The sequence below is a fragment of the Anaerostipes butyraticus genome (assembly GCF_016586355.1).
Classification (GTDB): Bacteria; Bacillota; Clostridia; order Lachnospirales; family Lachnospiraceae; genus Anaerostipes; species Anaerostipes butyraticus.
This window is the reverse complement of record NZ_BLYI01000014.1, coordinates 37775-56721: the sequence shown is the minus strand read 5'-3', so window position 1 is coordinate 56721 and position 18947 is coordinate 37775. Positions and strand designations below refer to the sequence as shown.

Genomic DNA, 18947 nt, shown 5'->3' with positions numbered 1-18947 from the left:
CATTCAGTTTCATAGGCGAGCTGTTGGCTCAAATAAAAATCGAACTTTGCCGTTATCTTTAGTATACACCTGAAACCATGGCAAGTAACTGAAAAGTTATAGCTATGTTTCATTGATGGTGGTGCCAAGTGGCCACGGCATGAAAGTTCATAGGAAATTTCGTTCCCATGAAATAAAAACGCTTCGCGAGGATTGCACTGCGGCGGAACGGAAAATGCCGCTTATGCGCCCCGCCGCAGGCGGAGAATCCTGCAAGGCAGGATTCTTTCCTGTTTATGCGGGAAAATATCAAAAAATCTTTCTGTGAAAAAAGGGTGTGAGAAATCACAGGAAATGTGAAAAATTATAAACTAATTGGCGTTGTGCCTAAAGAGGTGTAATCTATTGAGAAAAAAAATCCCCCATGCTATGATTCGATTGTAGTTAAGGAATACCGGTATTTAACACGTTAGGAAAAACTCAATGAAAAGAAAAGGAGTGAATTGAAAAATGATGCAGAAAATTCAAAAGTTCGGTGGAGCCATGTTCACACCGGTACTTCTGTTCGCATTCGCAGGTGTTTCTGTAGGTATCGGAACCCTGTTTACAACAGAAGCAATCATGGGAAGCCTGGCAGCGCCGACAAGCATGTGGTACAAATGCTGGAATGTGTTCCTTCAGGGTGGATGGACCGTATTTAACCAGCTGCCATTATTGTTCGCAGTATCACTTCCAATTGGAATGGCGAAAAAACAGAACGCCAGATGCTGTATGGAAGCCCTGGTATTGTATCTGACATTCCATTATTTCGTAAATACGATTCTTACACAGTGGGGCGGAGTGTTCGGCGTTGATATGTCTCAGGAAGTCGGAGGCAGCAGCGGACTTGCAATGATTGCCAGCATTAAGACACTGGATATGGGTATGATCGGAGCGCTGGCAGTTTCCGGAGTTGTTATTTACTTACATAACAGATTTTATGATACAGAACTTCCGGAATGGCTTGGTTCCTTCAGCGGATCAACTTTCGTATTCATGGTTGGATTCTTTGTTATGATTCCGGTTGCAGTGCTTGCAGTTGCCGTATGGCCGAAAGTTCAGTTAGGAATCTTCGCGTTCCAGGGATTTGTAAAGAGCGCAGGAGCACTTGGAATCTGGGTATTCAACTTCCTTGAGAGAGCGTTAATTCCATTTGGATTACATCATTTAATGTATTCACCATTTTACTATGATAACGTTGTTGTACCGGGCGGATTATATGCATACTGGGCAAAACTGCTTCCACAGATCGCAGCATCTACCGCATCTTTAAAATCTTTCTGTCCGGAAGCCGGTTTTACAGCCAGCGGATTTGCAAAAATGTTCGGATGTACAGGTGCAGCTTTAGCATTCTATAATACAGCAAAACCTGAAAAGAAAAAGAAAGTTTTCGCATTATTGCTTCCTATCACACTGACAGCGATTGTCTGCGGTGTAACAGAGCCAATCGAGTTCACATTCCTGTTCGTAGCGCCGGGACTGTTTGTAGTACATGCATTACTGGCAGCAACTCTGGCAACGACCATGTGGTTGGCGGGAATCGTAGGTATCAACTCAGGCGGATTGATTGAGATCGCATCTCTGAACCTGATTCCATTGATGAGAAACCACTGGCAGCAGTACATCTTGATGCTTGTGATCGGTCTGATCTTCACAGGAATCTGGTTTGTAGTATTCCGTTTCCTGATTTTGAAATTTGATTTTAAAACACCAGGACGTGAAGATGATGAGGAAATCGAATTTGGTTCCAAAGAGAAATTCAGGGAAAAACAGGCGGCAAAAGGACAGGCAGTATCTGATGATCCTGATGTTGAACTGTGCCAGATGATTCTGGAAGGCCTCGGAGGAAAAGATAATATTGCAGATGTCACAAACTGTGCAACAAGACTTCGTGTCAATGTAAAAGATGAAACGATTTGTAAAAATGACGCTTACTTCAAAGCGATCGGAACCCACGGATGTTCTGTTAACGGAAAAGCATTCCAGGTTATCATCGGTTTGAAAGTACCAAAAATCAGAGAAGTATTTGAATCATTGCTTTAATCTTTCAGGAGGGAAATAAGAGATGGCAAAGAAAAAATATTCAATCACAGTCGCAGGCGGCGGAAGTACTTTTACACCAGGTATCGTACTGATGCTGTTAGACCACATGGACAGATTCCCGATCCGCTCCATCAAGTTTTATGATAATGACGCAGAGAGACAGGAGATCGTGGCAAAAGCATGTGAGATCTATCTGAAAGAAAATGCTCCGGAAGTAGAATTCGCGTATACGACAGATCCGGAAACCGCGTTCACAGACATCGATTTCGTATTGGCCCACATCCGTGTCGGAAAATATGCAATGCGTGAAAAAGACGAGAAGATCCCGTTAAAATATGGCGTAGTGGGACAGGAGACATGCGGACCAGGAGGGATCGCTTATGGAATGCGTTCCATCGGAGGAGTCATCGAGATCCTGGATTACATGGAGAAATATTCACCAAACGCATGGATGTTAAACTACTCCAATCCGGCAGCGATCGTAGCGGAAGCAACCAGGAGACTGAGACCAGACTCCAAGATCTTAAATATCTGTGATATGCCGATCGACCTGATGGAAAAGATGGCAAACATGGTCGGATTAAAATCCAGAAAAGAAATGACTTACGGATACTATGGACTGAACCACTTCGGATGGTGGAACAAGATCTATGATTCAGAAGGAAATGACCTGATGCCGCAGATCAAAGAGCATATGGCAGCCAATGGATACGCAGACGCCCTTTCTGATTCCAACCAGCATGTAGATGAGAGCTGGGTACATACATTCCAGAAAGCAAGAGACGTATACGCAGTGGATCCGGAAACGATCCCGAACACATACTTAAAATATTATCTGTTCCCTGATTATGTCGTGGAGACATCCAATCCGGAATATACAAGAGCGAACGAAGTCATGGACGGAAGAGAGAAGTTCATCTTCGGAGAGTGCCGGAAGATCATCGAGAGCGGAACAGCAGAGGGAAGCGCATTTGAGCCGGACGCACACGCGACCTATATCGTAGACCTGGCATGCGCCATCGCAGAGAACACACAGGAAAGATTCCTGCTGATCGTACCGAACGAAGGAGCGGTAGAGAACTTCGATCGTACTGCAATGGTAGAGATCCCATGTATCGTAGGAAGCAATGGATATGAGAAGATCTGCCAGGGAGCGATCCCACAGTTCCAGAAAGGACTGATGGAGCAGCAGGTAAGCGTAGAGAAACTGACAGTAGAAGCATGGATCGAAGGAAGCTATCAGAAGTTATGGCAGGCACTGACATTATCCAAGACAGTACCGAGCGCGAAGGTAGCAAAACAGATCTTAGACGACCTGATCGAGGCAAACAAGGACTACTGGCCGGAATTAAAATAAACAGGACCAAAGAAAGCAAATGGAAGGAGTAAGTAAGGAATGATGAAGTTAGTAAATACAAGGGTACAATCTGGTACGGCAGATCGGATTTTTATGATCATCAGAGTGCTGCTGACTGTGAGTCCGTTCATCGCTTTGGGATATCTCAGCATGGATGCGGCAAAAGAAGGCGCAGGAGGAAACATCCAGGCTGTCATCAGCAGCAATCCAAGTGCTGCGGTCATGTTTATTGTAGCCATGCTGAACCCTTTTATCGCATATCTCCTTGGGTTTATCAAAGATCACCTGCATGACGGAGACTATGATTACGCAGTTTCAAATATGTTTCTTATGATCATTGCAGAACTTATGATACAGAATTTTATCTATGTATTAATGCTGATGTTCCTTACTTATAAATGCGTAAGGACATATCAGATTCCTGTAAAAGGAATAGTAAAGCGAATGGCAGGAAATCATCTGCTGCGTGATATATCAGGAAGCCTTGTGGTACTTGCATTTGCAGGAATCTGTATGTTTGCCATGCTGCGCTTAGGATAACGGTCATTCTTTCTTAACCATATAAATAAAGATAACAGAATAGTTCCGGAACTGTGATTGATCTCACGGTTTCGGAATTTTTCTGTTTCTCATTAGGAGACAGGGGAGAAAAATCTCCTGGGATGTAAAAAGACAAAAGAGGGGGACAATTCACAAAATATGGAAAAAAAGAATCAAAGCAGCTGAAAAATGCTATAATAGGTCATAAAAGGAGGGAGGCAAATGAAATATTACGGAACTCTGGGACCTGCATGTGTATCTGCAGATATCCTGAGAAAGATGATGCAGGCAGGGATGACCGGGATACGGCTGAATTTATCTCATAAATCTCTGAGCGAGAGCAGAGATTGGATTGATACATATTTTGAAGCAGCCGGAAAAGAAGGAATACAGCCGGATTTCATGATTGATCTGATGGGACCGGAATTAAGAATTGGAGTCCTGCCGGGGGAGATGGTGCTGGCAGACGGACGGAAAGTGATTCTGGGCGGCAGGCAGATACCAGTGCCAAATGCGGTGATTCCATTTTTGAAGGAAGGACAGATAGTATCTCTGGATGATGGAAAAATCGAATTAGGAGTGGAATCCATAGATAACGGGAAGGCAGTCTGCCGGGTCCTGAGAGGAGGAAGACTCACCTCCAGAAAGAGCATTGTCCTTCCGGGATGCAGTATCCGTCAGCCTGTGCTGACTTCCATGGATCATGCCAATCTGTCCTGCGCCAGGGAGTATGGTGTGACAGAAGTTATGCTGCCTTTCGTCAGAGGAAAGGAAGATCTGCAGGAGCTGCAGGAAGAGCTGAAAAAGCAGGGATGTGAAGATATCCGGATTTTTGCCAAAATTGAAAATATGGAAGGAGTCAGAAATTTAAAAGAGATTCTGCCGGAATGCGATACCGTTGTGATTGCAAGGGGAGATCTGGGAAATGCGGTTCCGCTGACAGAACTTCCATGCATCCAGGATCAGATTGCAGAAGAGTGCAGGAGTCAGGATAAAAAATTTATGGTCGTCACCCAGCTGCTGGATTCTATGATTCATCATTCATATCCTACCAGAGCAGAAGTCAGTGATATTTTTCAGGCTGTTATGCAGGGAGCGTCAGCCCTGATGCTGACTGGGGAGACAGCAATGGGAAGATACCCGGTGGAAGCCATGGAAGTGTTAACAGAGACGGGAAGCCAGGCAGAAAAGTATCTTCAGATTAAACTCAAAAAAGTACAGTAAAAAACTCCGGAGAAGCGAAACGCCTTTCCGGAGTAAATTTTTAACGAAGTTCAAAGTTATTTCTGTCTGCCAGAATGCAGCGGATCATATAGGCAATACCGTCATTGGAATTATCTCTTGTGCGGTAAACACAGATATTTTGGATTTCCTCGGTTGCGTTTGCCATAGCCACAGAATGAATACCAGGGAGAGAAAGCATGGAATAATCATTTCCGCTGTCTCCCACAGCAACGATTTCATCCGGATGATAGCCTTTGGTTTTTGCGTAATCCATCAGACCGATCCCTTTCTGGGCATGAACAGAGGTAATCTCAATATCGGCGATGGATGTATTGGCGATTGCCAGATCAGGAACCTCTTTCAGCGCTTCCCGAAGCTCGGCGAGCCGCTCTGGTTTTGGAGAATGGGTTGTGATCTTTAAGATTTTATGATCACTCTGATAGAGGGCTTCTTCACCGTCAATATAGATCACTCTCTTAACCAGATCATTCAAGGCATTTTCTGTATAAACAAAATTCGGATGGCTCAGCTGCATGGCAGGAATCATCACATTTTTTGTATATTCCCTCAGTTTCTCTTCTGACAGGATGGAAAGACGTCCAAACTGGGAGAAAAGATTCGGGGTAAAGTCAAGCTGATGGAAAATGCGGATAATCTCTTTTACATGTTCCATCGGAATAAAATGCTGGAATAAAAGATTTCCATTTTCATCGTAGCCGCTGGCTCCATTGCTGCAGATCATGCCGCATTTCAGATTGGCTTCTGCGGCGATATCCAGGACGTTCTGATATTCTCTTCCTGTATTAATGATGAATTCGATATCATTTTCCTGAAGCCGGGCAATGGCTTCTCTATTTTCTTCGGTAATCCTGCGGTAACTGTCCAGCAGGGTACCGTCTAAATCTGATGCAACTAAACGTATCATCTGATGATCCTCCTTAAAATATAAAATCAGGCATTTTATGCTCCTATATATACTATCACAGGAAGAAATATAACATCAAGTTCAGAGTGATTTTCCTTTAAAGACCGAATACATAACGGCGGTTAATCTCATAGAAACATCGTTCCGTAACGAGTCCTTCCATTAAAACAGCAACACCGTCCTGATCATTGGACAAAGTTTCTGCCCGGCAGATTCTTTTGATGGATGGCGCGGCATTTGCCATGGCAACCGTGCTTCCAAGATTAAGGGAAAGCATGGAGAAATCATTCTCGCTGTCGCCGATGGCAAGAATTTCAGAAGGTTCAATGGATCTTTGTTTTGCGTATTGGAGAAGGGCATAGCCTTTCTGTGCTTTCTCCTGAGTGATTTCCAGGTTGGTGGACGAAGTGGATGCAATATGCAGCCCTTCGATGGCTTCCACCTCTTTGCGAAGACTGGAAATTTTCTCCGGGTCAGAAAAAGTAGTAGAAATTTTGTAAATTGGAATCGGGGTGCCAAGCAGACTGTCGGCATTTTCAAAAAAATGCACCTGAGACATCATTTTCTGAAAATCTTTTGGAGTCTGATAATAAATTTTATGTTCTTTCTTCAGGGCAGGGAATACTTCTTCGTGGTAGTAGCTCAAAAACCGGGACTGGTTTTCCACGGAGGTTTTTCCGATTTCAGTATAAATATCTGCAAAAGCACCATGCCGCAAAAAAAGATTGAGTATTTTTTTTGCGGTGCTTTTCGGCAGAGATGCAATATTGCTCGGATTTCCATAGGAATCGTAGGTGCAGGCTCCGCTGCAGCAGATCATATTACAGGAAATACCGGCAGCATCCAGTTCTTTTTTTGCGCTTGTATAATCGCGCCCTGTATTTACAATAAATTCAATTCCACATGTCTGTAGTCTTCGGATGGAATCTGCCGTGTATCTGGAAATGACCCCAGAACTGTTTAATAAAGTTCCATCCATATCAGAAGCAAATAATCGAATCATATATCTTCTCCTTTCCAAAATGTAGGGATATCGTATCACGCGAAATAGAGTATTTTCGTGACGATTATGTAAAAAATGAGTTATATCGGAAAAAATAAAAAAATTTAAAAAAGAATGCAATAAAAAGAAGAACAGCTCCGTTACTATTATGAAAACAGACAAAAAGGTGAAAAAGAAAGGAGAAAGAAAAAAATAAAAAAATTTTAAAATGAGTGCAATAAAACCCACAGGAATCCCGTTACTATTATGAAAACAGATAAATTTCAGAAAAAAAGGAGATGAGTAATATGAGAAAAGTAATTATGAAGGTTTGTTTAGTGGCAGCAGTTTTGGCAGGTATCGTGTTCGGAGCCGTACATTTTTCAGGCGTCAATGCAGATGACGACGGAACAAAGAGAATGGAACAGCAGCAGGAAAAAAGAACAGAGGAACCGAACAGTTCCGGTACGACAGCGGTACAGAAACAGAATGACGATGATTATGATGACCGGGATGATATAGATGACGCAGATGACAGATATGATGACGACCGCTATGAGACAGATGACAATGACGACTGGGATGATGACCGTTATGACAATGATGATAATGACGATGTTTATGATGACGACCGCTATGAAAAAGATGATGATGATGACGATGACAGAAAAGCGGCTGCAGGGAAAAAGACAACCAGAGCAGTATATGACGACGACTGGGATGACGACGACCGCTATGAAAAAGACGATGACTGGGATGACAACGACGATGATGATGACGACGACTGGGACGACGATGACCGCTATGAAAAAGACGACGATGATGATGACGATGACGACCGCTATGAAAAAGATGACGACGATGATGACGACGACAGAGATGACTGAAAATAATGAAGAGCAGATGGCAATATGATATAATAGAAGAAATTATCATAAATATAACAAATATTTCACGTAGATTTAACAATACTCCATCCGGCTTCATGCTAAAATAGGAATGATTTTACAAACACAGCGGGAGAAAAAGTATGATAATCGCATGGAGTTTCGAATCCGATTTTAAAAAGAAAAAATTAAAAATAGACGAACGGTTATTCCAACGCATTGGACAGGACGATATGGCAGCTTTTGAGGAACTTTATATATTGACGGAAAAGACGATATACGCATACGCCCTGTCCATTGTACGTCACCACGAGGATGCCCTGGATATCGTCAGTGATACATTTCTGAAAATACGAAGCGCGGCACATTTATATAAGTCCATGGGGAAGCCTCTGGCATGGATGTTTACCATAACAAGAAATCTGGCTATGGATCGCCTTCGGCATCATGCGAGATATCATGACGGGGACTTTTCCGAACTGGAATTTCAGGATGAATTCAGTTTCGTGGAAAATACAGGAGACCGGATGGTGCTGGAGACAGTATTGACCCGGCTGACAGAAGAAGAAAGACGGATCGTCATGCTGCATGCGGTTTCGGGACTGAAACACAGAGAAATCGCCAGCTCTCTCAATATACCACTGTCAACGGTCCTTTCAAAATATAAAAGATCTCTGAAAAAATTAAGAACATATCTTGCGGAAATGGAGGTGGTGGGACAATGAATAGAATAGAAGAAAGATTGTCCAGAGCGATAGAAGATGCCCCTTCTGTGTCCGTTGAGGAATTAAAACGTGCAGACGTACAGAAAATGAAGGAACATGATGATATCACCATGCAGGAAAAGGGAAGGGGACAAAAACCTGTCTGGATGCGCTATGCGGCGGCAGCAGCAGGCATATGCCTGTGCATACTTCTGGTTTTCAGTCTGCGGTTTCAGAGAAGAGCAAGTTCAATTGTTGATTTTGATGTAAATCCAAGTATTGAAATCGTATTAAATAAAGAAAACAGAGTAATCCGAATGGAAGCGATCAATCATGAAGGAGAAGAAATCCTTGAAGATATTGATTATGAGAACCGGGAGGTGGATCAGGTTGTAGAGCAGATGCTGGATGAAATGATCGAACACGGATATCTGTCAAAAGAAAATTTAGAAAACCATATTTTATTGTCTGTGGAGCATCCGGATCATGAAAAAGCAGAAGAACTCCGGATTCGTCTGAACAGTGCGGTCAGCGAATATCTTAATGAAAAAGGAATTGCTGTCTATGTGACGGACCAGGAAATGTCAGAAAATGAAGAAGAAGAGGAAATTGCGGAGAAATATGGAATTTCATTGGGAAAACTAACGCTCATTCGTAAGGTAATGAAAGAACATAAAAATCTTAAAATAGAGGATCTCACTCAGCTTTCGCTGAAAGAACTGACGGAACTTCTGGATGAAAGCAGAGAGGATGCATCAACAGAATCCAGGCCTCAGACAACAACCCGTGCGCCGGCGACGACGACGGCAGATGACGACGATGATGACGACGATGATGACGACGATGACGACGATGACGACGATGATGATGACGATTAAAAAGTGAACAAGAAGACGAAAAAAAGCAGAGAAGCCGGTTCTCTGCTTTTTTTGTAGTTTGTCCGAATCAACTGCCTAGGATAATGAGGAGAGAAGAATTTCAAAAACCGCGGCGGCACCGGATGCGTCATTGCTGCTGGTCTGATATTCGCAGATTTCCTTAATTTCATCAATGGCGTTTCCCATGGCGACACTTTTAATGTAAGGGAGGCCCAGCATAGAATAGTCTTCATGACCGTCTCCTATGATAAGGGTATTCTTGAGGGAAAGCCGGTGGTCTCTCATATATGCCAGAAGGGCGGCTCCCTTTTGAGCCTCAATGGCAGTAACCTGGATACAATATGCTGAATCTTCAGAGACAGCCAGTTCATGGATGCTGTGACGCATTTCATTGCGGAGCTGGTCAAGCTTCCAGGTATCATTGGACCGGGAAATAATCCGCAGAATCTGTGGATTATCTTCCAAAAGCAGGTCGCCGGTATCATAAAAATGTGTTTCTGACAGGATTTGATCGTAGTTTTCCTGCGTCATGGAAAAATTCTTATCCTCTTCCAGCAGGGATGGGAAATATTCTCCGGTCAGATATGTTTCATAGGCCTCCTGCGTTCCCAGGATACAGCGGCCTTTTGTACTGTAAATTTCAAAAAATACGTGATATTTACCAAATAAAGAAAGCATCTGGTCAATCATATGCCGGGAAATGTAAGCAGCATGGCTGCTGTCCCCGTTTTCACAAATGGTGTAAGCTCCGCCGGAACAGATCATATCACAACAGATTCCCGCAGAATCCAGTACGGATTTTGCGTCGAAATATTCCCGTTCCGTATTTAAAAGGAAACGAATCCCTTTCTGCTGAAGTTGTTTGATTGCATCGGCTGTCCGTGGTGTCATCTGCTTGTTTTCGTTCAGCAGGGTTCCGTCCAGGTCAGAGACGATTAATTGAATCATTTCTTCCTCCTTTTATGATCTTAAAAATGCCAGCGGCATTTCTGTCGTATTGATATATTCATCGTATCATAAAAGATACAAAAAATATAGTAGAAAGTCTCTTGAGAGGGGCGCACCATTTGTGTATAATGGATAAATACCATAGAAGGCAGAGAAAAAGCCGCTTTCTATGACCTTCGGAGGCAGAAAAGGAGTGGAAAGATGAAGCGGGCATCCAAACGGATTACAAAAGAAAGGGTACATAAGATCTGTGGGATTCTGAATCAGACATACTCAACAGAATATAAATGTTATCTGAATTATGAGACGCCGTGGCAGCTGTTGTTTGCGACGATTCTGAGTGCACAGTGTACAGATGAGCGGGTCAATCAGGTAACGGAAAAGCTGTTTGTGAAATATCCGACGCTGGAAGCCTTTGCACATGCGGATTTGAAAGAGATGGAACAGGATATTTATTCCACCGGTTTTTATAAAAATAAAGCAAAGAATCTGATTCTGTGCGCGGGACAGCTGCTGGAAAGACATCAGGGACAGGTGCCGGACCGGCTGGAAGATCTGGTACAGCTGGCGGGTGTGGGAAGGAAGACGGCAAATGTGATCCGGGGGAATATTTTCCACGAGCCCAGCATCGTTGTGGATACCCATGTGAAGAGGATATCCAGGCTTCTTTATCTTACGAAGAATGAGGATCCTGTGAAAATCGAACAGGATCTGATGAAAGTACTGCCCAGGGAACAGTGGATTTTATATAATATCCAGATCATAACCCATGGGCGCAGTATTTGTATTGCGAGAAGACCGAAATGCGGAGAATGTCCGCTGCAGACAGTATGTCCGTCCTGTGAGGTGTGAACAAATGAAAAGATATGTAGCGTTTGACCTGGAGACGACCGGATTGTCACCGGAAAGCGACCAGATGATCGAGATCGGAGCCGTTAAGATCCAGGATGAGAAAATCATAGGAAAATATAACTGCATCATACGTCCGGAGGTTCCGGTCAGTGATTTTATTATTGAACTGACCGGCATTACGAGGCAGATGCTCCAAAACGGGATACCGCTGAGAAAGGGAGTGGAAGAATTTCTTGCGTTCAGTGAAGGGTTTCCGGTTTTGGGACATAATCTTATGTTTGACTACAGCTTTATGAAAACAGCAGCGAACGCCTGCAGAAAGCCTTTTGAGAGGGACGGAGTGGATACGCTGGCTGCGGCAAGGAAACTGCTGCGCGGGCTGAAGAATAAGAAACTGGAGACGCTGTGCGCCCATTATCATTATGTGAATGAATCCGCCCACAGAGCCTATGATGATGCTCTCGCAACGGCAGTGGTCTTTGAACAAATGAAGAAAGAGTTCCCTCAGGAAGAAGAAGCGTTTCGCCCAAGACAGCTTCAGTACCGGGTGCGGAAGCAGCGTCCGATCACAGAAAAACAGAAACGATACTTGAAGGAATTGATGAAATATCATACAATAAAAGATAATGTAAATGTGGATCAGATGTCTCAGAGTGAGGCATCCAGAGAGATCGACCGCATAATTTCAAAATATGGAGTGATGAGAAAATGAAGAAACAGCGGATCGCAGTGATGATTATAGCACTGCTGCTTGTAATCATCATGGTTGTTACTATGGTAGCAGGATATGTAATGTAAACGAAATAAGAATGATATAAGTAGGAAATGAAGGTAAAAAAGACATGAAGAAGAGAATTGGAATTGCAGCAGGTATCGTGATTGTTCTGGCTCTTTTAGCTGCAGGGGTCTTTATGTATTTAAACAGTGCGATAAACAGCAAACTGACAGAAGGAAAAATTATGGACGGCGTAGAATGCGACGGCGTGGATCTTGGCGGCATGACAAAAGCGGAAGCGGAAAAAGCGCTGGAAAAACATATTTCCGGACTGCATAAGGGAAACATGACGTTTACAGTAGATGACAAAAAGGTGGAAGTGTCACTGGAAACTCTGGGAGCCGCTCCGAATGCGAAAAAAACCGCACAGGAAGCTTATGATATCGGACGTACCGGAAGTATTTTTAAGAAGTATTCCGATGTAAACAAAGAAAAACACGAAGTGGCAGTTTACCGCACATATGACGAATCTATTTTTAAAAAGCAGATGAAGAAGGCAACGGCGGATATCATTACCGCTCCGGAAAATGCTTCTGTGAAACGGGAAAATGGAGAGTTTACAGTAACGAAGGAAAAATCCGGATATACATTAAATGTTGATGATTCATTTGACAAATTCAAAGAAGCGGTAGATGCCGGAAGAACAAAATGTGAACTGGTCGTTACTAAAAAGAAGGCAGAATATACCACGAAAGATGTAGAGAAGATCAAAGATGTCATGGGCACCTATACGACAAATTACAGTTCATCTGCTTATGGACGTAAGGTCAACGTGGCAAATGGAGCAAAGAAGATCAATGGAACCGTGATCTATCCAGGAGAGACATTTTCTGTATATAAACAGGTATCACCATTTACAAAGGAAAATGGTTATGAACTGGCAGGATCTTACGAAAACGGACAGACAGTCCAGACCTATGGAGGAGGAATCTGTCAGGTATCCACGACTTTGTATAATGCCATTATCCGTGCGGAACTGAAGGTGACAGAGCGTCATCCGCATTCCATGACCGTGGCATATGTTCCAAGATCCGCAGATGCGGCAATTGCGGGAACTTATAAAGATCTGAAATTTGAAAATCAGAATGATTTTCCGATTTATATTGAAGGAAATGCCAATGGATCAACGATTACATTCACCGTGTATGGCGTAAAAGAAGATCCGGACCGGACCGTGGAATTTGAATCTGAGACGACTTCTGTAAAACAAAGCAGCGGAGAAAAAACAATCCAGGATCCGACACTGGCAGAAGGAACAAAAATTCTGGAACAGTCCGGACATACCGGATATACAGCAAGACTTTGGAAGATCGTTAAAGTAAATGGAAAAGAGACAGAAAGAACTGTCTTTAACAATTCCACTTATATGGCAACATCACCGACTTACCGGGTAGGTACAAAGAAACAGGAAGCAACGACTGCCAAAGAAGATAAGAACAAAGATAAGACAACGCAGAAAGCGACGACAGAAAAAGGCGCGAAGACAACGCAGAAGACAACAGCAGCCGCGCCAAAGACAACGCAGAAAGCAACGACAGCTGCGCCGAAGACAACGGAAAAAGCATCAAAAGATACAGCAGGAACGAAGCAATAGCTGAAAGGAACGAATCCTGAAAAGGTAAGGAATGATATGAAAACAGGAAGATTACCGGAATCCATACTCTGCAATATGGCAGGGAAAGGAAGGCATCCGGCCGGGAAAATAAAAGAACTGCCGGATGGATTTGGAATTGGGAAAGACTGTGCGGCTCTGCAGGCAGAAGATGAGGACACATTTGTCATAACGCATGATCTGATGCAGACAATTCCAGAGAATTACATGGGAAAGATGGCGGCATATACAGCCGCAGACCACATAGCCGCAGAAGGAGGGATCCCTGTAGGGATCACAATGACGGCACTGTTTCCGCCAGATACAAAAAAGCATCAGATTGAACGGGTAATCCGACAGATTCATGGAACATGCGCCAGCCTGTCCATGGTGATCATAGAAGGGCATACAGAGGTGACAGAAGCGGTGAATCAGCCGCTTCTGTCTGTTCATGGAGTGGGGAAAATCCTGCCGCAGAATCAAAGGCCGGGGAAAGCAAAACCTGGTCAGGAATTGATCGTCACCGGGGCTATCGGACTTGCGGGAACCGGAATGATCGCAGATCTGAAGAAAGAAGAACTGAGCCGGAGATTCCCGTCCATGTTTTTAAGGGAAGCAGAGGCATGTTCAGAGAGGCTGTCCATTGAAAAAGAGGCAGAAATCCTGAACCGGTCGGATACTTTCAGAATGGCGCTGGGGGAACTGGGGATTTATGGAGCTCTCTGGGAGACGGCAGAAAAATCCGGAACTGGTCTTGAGGTGGAAATTGAGAAAATTCCCATAAAACAGCATACGATAGAAATTTGTGAATATTTTGATTTAAATCCTTATCAGCTGATGTCGACAGGAGCCATGCTGATTGCATCGGATCAGGGACAGGAACTGGTAAGAGAACTGCAGACAAATGGAATTCAGGCAGCAGTGATTGGACGGACATCAGACTCCAGAGAGAAATTGATCTACCGGCAGGGAAAGGCAGCAAATCTGGAGATTACGAGGAACGATGAATTCTATAAGATAAAATAAAAAAGAATGGAGGATGAGGCATGAATACGGAACTAAGAGAACTGATTTTGAAGCTGATTGAGAAAAACAGCCGCCTGGAGGTTCATGACCTGGCGGTTATGCTGGATGTACAGGAAACGGAAGTGGCCAATGAGATCGCGGAAATGGAAAAAGAGCACATTATCTGCGGATATCACACAGTAATCAACTGGGACAACACCAGCAAGGATCAGCTGACTGCCATGATCGAGGTAAAAGTAACACCTCAGAGTGGTCAGGGATTTGATAAGATTGCAGAACGCATTTATAATTTCCCGGAAGTAAAAGCAGTCTATCTGATGTCCGGAGGCTATGATTTTATGGTCATGCTGGAAGGCAAGACAATGAAAGAAATTTCCTTGTTTACATCTTCCAAGCTGGCGCCGCTGGAATCTGTAGTCAGCACAGTAACACATTTTGTTCTGAAGAAATACAAAGACCATGGAACAATATTGGAAGCGAAAAAAGTGGATGAGAGACAGGCGGTGACTCCATAATGAGAAATTTTTTATCTGAGAAAGTAACCGCTCTGGAACCATCCGGCATCCGTAAGTTTTTTGATATTGTAAGTGAGATGCCAGAGGCAATTTCCCTGGGTGTGGGAGAACCGGATTTCGACACACCATGGAGAGTCCGCGAAGCCGGAATTACCTCTCTGGAAAAAGGAAAGACCTTTTACACTTCCAATGCGGGATTAAAAGAACTGCGTTATGAGATCAGCCAGTATCTGGAGAGAAAATATCAGCTGGTTTACCACCCGGATCATGAAATCCTTGTAACGGTAGGAGGAAGTGAAGGAATTGACGCTGCCATGAGGTCTATTCTGAACCCGGGAGATGAGGTTATTGTGGCGCAGCCATGTTTTGTTTCTTATCTGCCATGCATCATTATGGCCGGAGGGACACCGGTTGTTGTGAACCTGAAGGAAGAAGATAAGTTTAAGTTAAAGAAAGAGCAGCTGGAAGAAAAACTGACAGATAAAACAAAGGCAGTTTTTATTTCATATCCTAATAATCCGACAGGCGCTGTTATGACGAAAGAAGATCTGGAGCCGATCGCGGAATTTGCGGAGGAACATGACCTGATGGTGATTTCAGACGAAATTTATTCTGAACTGACCTATGGAAGAAAGCATGTCAGCATCGGATCCCTTCCGGGAATGAAGGATCGTACGCTGGTCATCAATGGATTTTCCAAAGCATTTGCCATGACCGGATGGCGCCTGGGCTACGTAGCCGGTCCGAGAGCCATCATGGAACAGATGACCAAGGTGCATCAGTTCTGTATTATGGCGGCTCCGACCACCAGTCAGTATGCGGCAATTGAGGCTTTGCGCTCTTGTGATGATGAAGTGGAAGAAATGCGTACGGCATATAATCAAAGAAGGAGATATCTGGTTCATGCTTTCAAAGAAATGGGACTGGAATGCTTTGAACCGGAAGGAGCTTTTTACATTTTCCCTTCTATTAAAAAATTCGGCATGTCTTCGGAGGAATTTGCAACAAGGCTGCTGAATGAAGAGAAAATAGCAATTGTCCCAGGATCCGCATTCGGTGAGTGCGGAGAAGGATATCTGAGAGTTTCCTACGCGTATTCGATTGAGGAACTGAAAGAAGCTCTGGGACGCCTGAAAAGATTTATCAGTAGATTGGAGAAATAAATGCTGCACATTGTATTGCATGAGCCGGAGATGCCGGCGAACACTGGAAATATCGGAAGGACATGCGTAGCCTGCGGAGCAGTGCTGCACCTGATCGAACCGCTGGGATTCCGGCTGAATGAGAAGATGATAAAACGCGCGGGCCTGGATTACTGGGAACATCTGGATGTGCGTACATATCTGAATTTTGAAGATTTTCTGGAGAAGAACAGAAATCCTAAAATTTATATGGCAACAACCAAGGCAAGACATATGTATTCAGAACCGGCTTATGAAAAAGAGGAAGATGTATATGTAATGTTCGGAAAAGAAAGTGCAGGAATCCCGGAAGAGATACTTCTGGATTATGAAGCAACCTGCATTCGGATACCGATGCTTCCGAAAATACGGTCATTAAACTTGTCAAACTCAGTCGCCATTGTAGCATATGAGGTATTAAGACATCAGGGATTTAAAGAATTCCAAACAGAAGGACAACTGCATAAGTACCATTGGTAGAGTGAAAACCCTCCCTGAGCAACGGCTTCGACCCTGTGGGTCTGCAGAATGCTGCTTGCGGGAGGGTTTTTTAATTTGGAGAAGAGGAACAGAAGGGGAAGGATGTCCGTCAGGGAGTGATTTCCCGGTGCGGAGAGAGTAGTTTGCTGGATGTTGTATGCAGAGAGGACTTTAAGAAAGAAGTAATCTCCTCCTGTGATGCAAAAAAGCCAGGAGGGGAGGAGGTATCTTGTGGCGGAAGACCTCCCAGGGGATAAAAATACAAGCCAGGAGGAAGCAGGCTCCTCCTGGGAGGAGGGACCAGGGATTTCGGAGGCTCTGAGGGTTAGAGAAATTCCTCCTGTGGGGAGAAACCAGGGATTTTGGATGTCCTGGGAGATAAGAAGCTTCCTCCTGTGATGCAGGAAAGCCAGGAGGGGAGGAGGTATCTTGTGGAGGAAGACCTCCCAGAGGATAAAAATACAAGCCAGGAGGAAGCAGACTCCTCCTGTGATGCAGAAAAGTCAGGAGAGGAGGAAATCAAGGAAGTTTGTCTTGTTTCCAGCCTTATACAGTCTGTATCTTCGCAAGTTTTTTTATTTTTCATCGCACATTTTGCTTTCCTCAGGTGTTCTTTTAATGAAGGCCTTTTCAAGAGGGGGAATAGAGAGTTTCCTGCCCTGCGGGAGATGAATCTGAATTTGCGCGCAAGAAGAATATATACTGGGAAGGGGGATCCTCGATTGGACAGTAAGGAGTACGAGGGAATCATTGCGAAATATATAGATACTGTTTACAGAATCGCCCTGAGTTTTACAAAATCGCCGGCTGATGCAGATGATATTGTACAGCAGACATTTTTGAAACTGCTTACGAAAAATGTGAATTTTCGGGATGAGGAGCATATACGCCGGTGGCTGATCCGCGTATGTGTAAATGAATGCAATCGTATGGTTTCATCCTTCTGGCATAAGAAGGTCGATTCACTTGAGATGACGGAAGGACCGGCCTTCCAAACAGAAGAAAATAAAGAACTATATGAAGCGGTTATGGCCCTTCCTGGCAAATGCAGGATTGTAGTGTACCTGTTTTATTATGAAGGGTATTCTTCAAAAGAAATTGCGAAATTGTTACATATCAGGGACGCCACCGTGAGAACGAGGCTGACCCGGGCAAGGAAGTTATTAAGGGAGGCATGGACAAGTGAAGAGTGAGAGGCGCATACAGGAAATGTTCAAAGAGATTCACGCTCCGGATAAACTGAAGGAAAAAGTAAAACGTCTGGAAGCGAAGAGAAGGCCGATAAAATGGAATCAGGGGATCTGCCGGGCCGCAGGGCTGGCAGCGGTGCTGACAATGGTTTTCACATTATCGAACGGGATTTGTTATGCTGCAACAGGGAAAACATGGGTCAGACAGTCAGTTGTGCATTTTCAGGACAAAAATGGAAAAAAGCTGGACGCAGCAGTTGATTTAAACAATAAATCCGGGCAGGAAGCCGAGCTGGTGCAGGAAGACGGAAAAGTTTATCTGATGATTGACGGCAGACGGGCTGCGGATATTACAGACGACTTTGCCGATGGCAAAGCAGTTGGAACGATTCAGCTGAATATTACAGATGAAACCTTGGAAAATGATTCCGGGGAAAAGACATTTTATAAGGTTACTGGAGATATGGATGATTATAATATCACATTAAAGCAGGGCGATAAAGCTGCGGCCAGGGCAGACAGTACAGAGGAATAAGGATTTGAAACAAAAAAATAAAAGTTTCGGGTAAAAGAAAAGATCGGTCTGTATGGGCAGGGACCGGTCTTTTCTCTCTATGCAGCCTCAAATGGCGGAAGTATAATCGTGGGGATAGAAGAAACCAGGAAACAAAACCCACCTGCGGGCAATCAATCTGCAGGCCCGCAGGGCCGAAGCCGTTGCCAAAGGCGGGTTTTGTTGGATACATCTTGAAATCTTCCTGATTTTACAGTAATATTAAAAATAGTATGGCTGTACAGGATGCAGTCCATGAAAGATAGAAAAAGGAGAAT

The 18947-nt window shown here is 44.0% G+C and carries 20 protein-coding genes; 17 read left to right on the top strand and 3 right to left on the bottom strand.

What is annotated here, in order from left to right:
* Positions 1-489: 489 nt before the first annotated feature.
* From JMF81_RS03710 to pyk, 4 genes are all read left to right on the top strand, one after another.
* Positions 490-2061, top strand: coding sequence for an alpha-glucoside-specific PTS transporter subunit IIBC (locus JMF81_RS03710; RefSeq protein ID WP_201310130.1), 1572 nt, complete (start codon positions 490-492; stop codon positions 2059-2061).
* A 22-nt stretch (positions 2062-2083) separates the two neighbouring features.
* A complete protein-coding gene (locus JMF81_RS03705) occupies positions 2084-3418 on the top strand; it encodes a 6-phospho-alpha-glucosidase (protein ID WP_201310129.1) in 1335 nt (444 codons plus the stop codon).
* Between the two features lie 39 nt (positions 3419-3457).
* Positions 3458-3958 (top strand): hypothetical protein, encoded by a 501-nt coding sequence (locus tag JMF81_RS03700; protein WP_201310128.1) that lies wholly within the window; start codon positions 3458-3460, stop codon positions 3956-3958.
* A 222-nt stretch (positions 3959-4180) separates the two neighbouring features.
* Positions 4181-5182, top strand: a complete 1002-nt coding sequence (gene pyk, locus JMF81_RS03695; protein WP_201310127.1) for a pyruvate kinase — start codon at positions 4181-4183, stop codon at positions 5180-5182.
* 40 nt (positions 5183-5222) lie between these two features.
* Here the strand turns inward: pyk and JMF81_RS03690 are convergent, their stop codons facing one another.
* Complete coding sequence (locus JMF81_RS03690; RefSeq protein WP_201310126.1) at positions 5223-6107, bottom strand: Cof-type HAD-IIB family hydrolase; 885 nt, start codon at positions 6105-6107, stop codon at positions 5223-5225.
* Between the two features lie 97 nt (positions 6108-6204).
* Entirely contained in the window at positions 6205-7110 is a 906-nt protein-coding gene (locus JMF81_RS03685) for a Cof-type HAD-IIB family hydrolase (protein WP_201310125.1), read from the bottom strand.
* A gap of 287 nt (positions 7111-7397) precedes the next feature.
* On the opposite strand from JMF81_RS03685, the gene JMF81_RS03680 reads away from it, so the two are divergent.
* From JMF81_RS03680 to JMF81_RS03670, 3 genes are all read left to right on the top strand, one after another.
* Positions 7398-7976 carry a hypothetical protein gene (locus JMF81_RS03680; RefSeq protein ID WP_201310124.1) on the top strand — a complete coding sequence of 193 codons (579 nt, stop codon included), beginning with the start codon at positions 7398-7400 and terminating at the stop codon, positions 7974-7976.
* A 143-nt stretch (positions 7977-8119) separates the two neighbouring features.
* A complete protein-coding gene (locus tag JMF81_RS03675) occupies positions 8120-8701 on the top strand; it encodes an RNA polymerase sigma factor (protein ID WP_201310123.1) in 582 nt (193 codons plus the stop codon).
* Positions 8698-9558, top strand: a complete 861-nt coding sequence (locus JMF81_RS03670) for an anti-sigma-I factor RsgI family protein (protein WP_201310122.1) — start codon at positions 8698-8700, stop codon at positions 9556-9558. The genes JMF81_RS03675 and JMF81_RS03670 overlap by 4 nt, the downstream gene beginning before the upstream one ends.
* A 75-nt stretch (positions 9559-9633) precedes the next feature.
* On the opposite strand, the gene JMF81_RS03665 is transcribed toward JMF81_RS03670, so the two are convergent.
* Positions 9634-10506 carry a Cof-type HAD-IIB family hydrolase gene (locus tag JMF81_RS03665; RefSeq protein WP_201310121.1) on the bottom strand — a complete coding sequence of 291 codons (873 nt, stop codon included), beginning with the start codon at positions 10504-10506 and terminating at the stop codon, positions 9634-9636.
* A 201-nt stretch (positions 10507-10707) separates the two neighbouring features.
* Between JMF81_RS03665 and nth the strand changes: the two genes are divergently transcribed.
* The 10 genes from nth (at position 10708) to JMF81_RS03615 (ending at position 18651) form a co-directional block, all read left to right on the top strand.
* On the top strand, positions 10708-11358 hold the full coding sequence (nth, locus tag JMF81_RS03660; protein ID WP_201310120.1) for an endonuclease III: 651 nt from the start codon (positions 10708-10710) through the stop codon (positions 11356-11358).
* Between the two features lie 4 nt (positions 11359-11362).
* Positions 11363-12070 carry a 3'-5' exonuclease gene (locus JMF81_RS03655; protein WP_201310119.1) on the top strand — a complete coding sequence of 236 codons (708 nt, stop codon included), beginning with the start codon at positions 11363-11365 and terminating at the stop codon, positions 12068-12070.
* A 130-nt stretch (positions 12071-12200) separates the two neighbouring features.
* Entirely contained in the window at positions 12201-13727 is a 1527-nt protein-coding gene (locus tag JMF81_RS03650) for a VanW family protein (protein WP_201310118.1), read from the top strand.
* 36 nt (positions 13728-13763) lie between these two features.
* Positions 13764-14750 carry an AIR synthase related protein gene (locus JMF81_RS03645; RefSeq protein WP_201310117.1) on the top strand — a complete coding sequence of 329 codons (987 nt, stop codon included), beginning with the start codon at positions 13764-13766 and terminating at the stop codon, positions 14748-14750.
* Positions 14751-14770: 20 nt separating this feature from the next.
* Positions 14771-15265, top strand: a complete 495-nt coding sequence (locus JMF81_RS03640; RefSeq protein WP_201310116.1) for an Lrp/AsnC family transcriptional regulator — start codon at positions 14771-14773, stop codon at positions 15263-15265.
* Positions 15265-16428 (top strand): aminotransferase class I/II-fold pyridoxal phosphate-dependent enzyme, encoded by a 1164-nt coding sequence (locus tag JMF81_RS03635; protein WP_201310115.1) that lies wholly within the window; start codon positions 15265-15267, stop codon positions 16426-16428. Before JMF81_RS03640 ends, JMF81_RS03635 begins: the two co-directional genes overlap by 1 nt.
* Positions 16429-16926: a tRNA (cytidine(34)-2'-O)-methyltransferase gene (locus JMF81_RS03630; RefSeq protein WP_201310114.1), complete on the top strand. Its 498-nt coding sequence runs from the start codon at positions 16429-16431 to the stop codon at positions 16924-16926.
* A gap of 231 nt (positions 16927-17157) precedes the next feature.
* Complete coding sequence (locus tag JMF81_RS03625) at positions 17158-17325, top strand: hypothetical protein (protein WP_201310113.1); 168 nt, start codon at positions 17158-17160, stop codon at positions 17323-17325.
* Between the two features lie 323 nt (positions 17326-17648).
* Positions 17649-18119, top strand: a complete 471-nt coding sequence (locus JMF81_RS03620; RefSeq protein ID WP_201310112.1) for an RNA polymerase sigma factor — start codon at positions 17649-17651, stop codon at positions 18117-18119.
* The gene (locus JMF81_RS03615; RefSeq protein WP_201310111.1) at positions 18109-18651 is read left to right on the top strand and encodes a hypothetical protein; all 543 of its coding nucleotides are present in this window, start codon (positions 18109-18111) and stop codon (positions 18649-18651) included. The genes JMF81_RS03620 and JMF81_RS03615 overlap by 11 nt, the downstream gene beginning before the upstream one ends.
* The last annotated feature ends 296 nt before the right edge of the window (positions 18652-18947 follow it).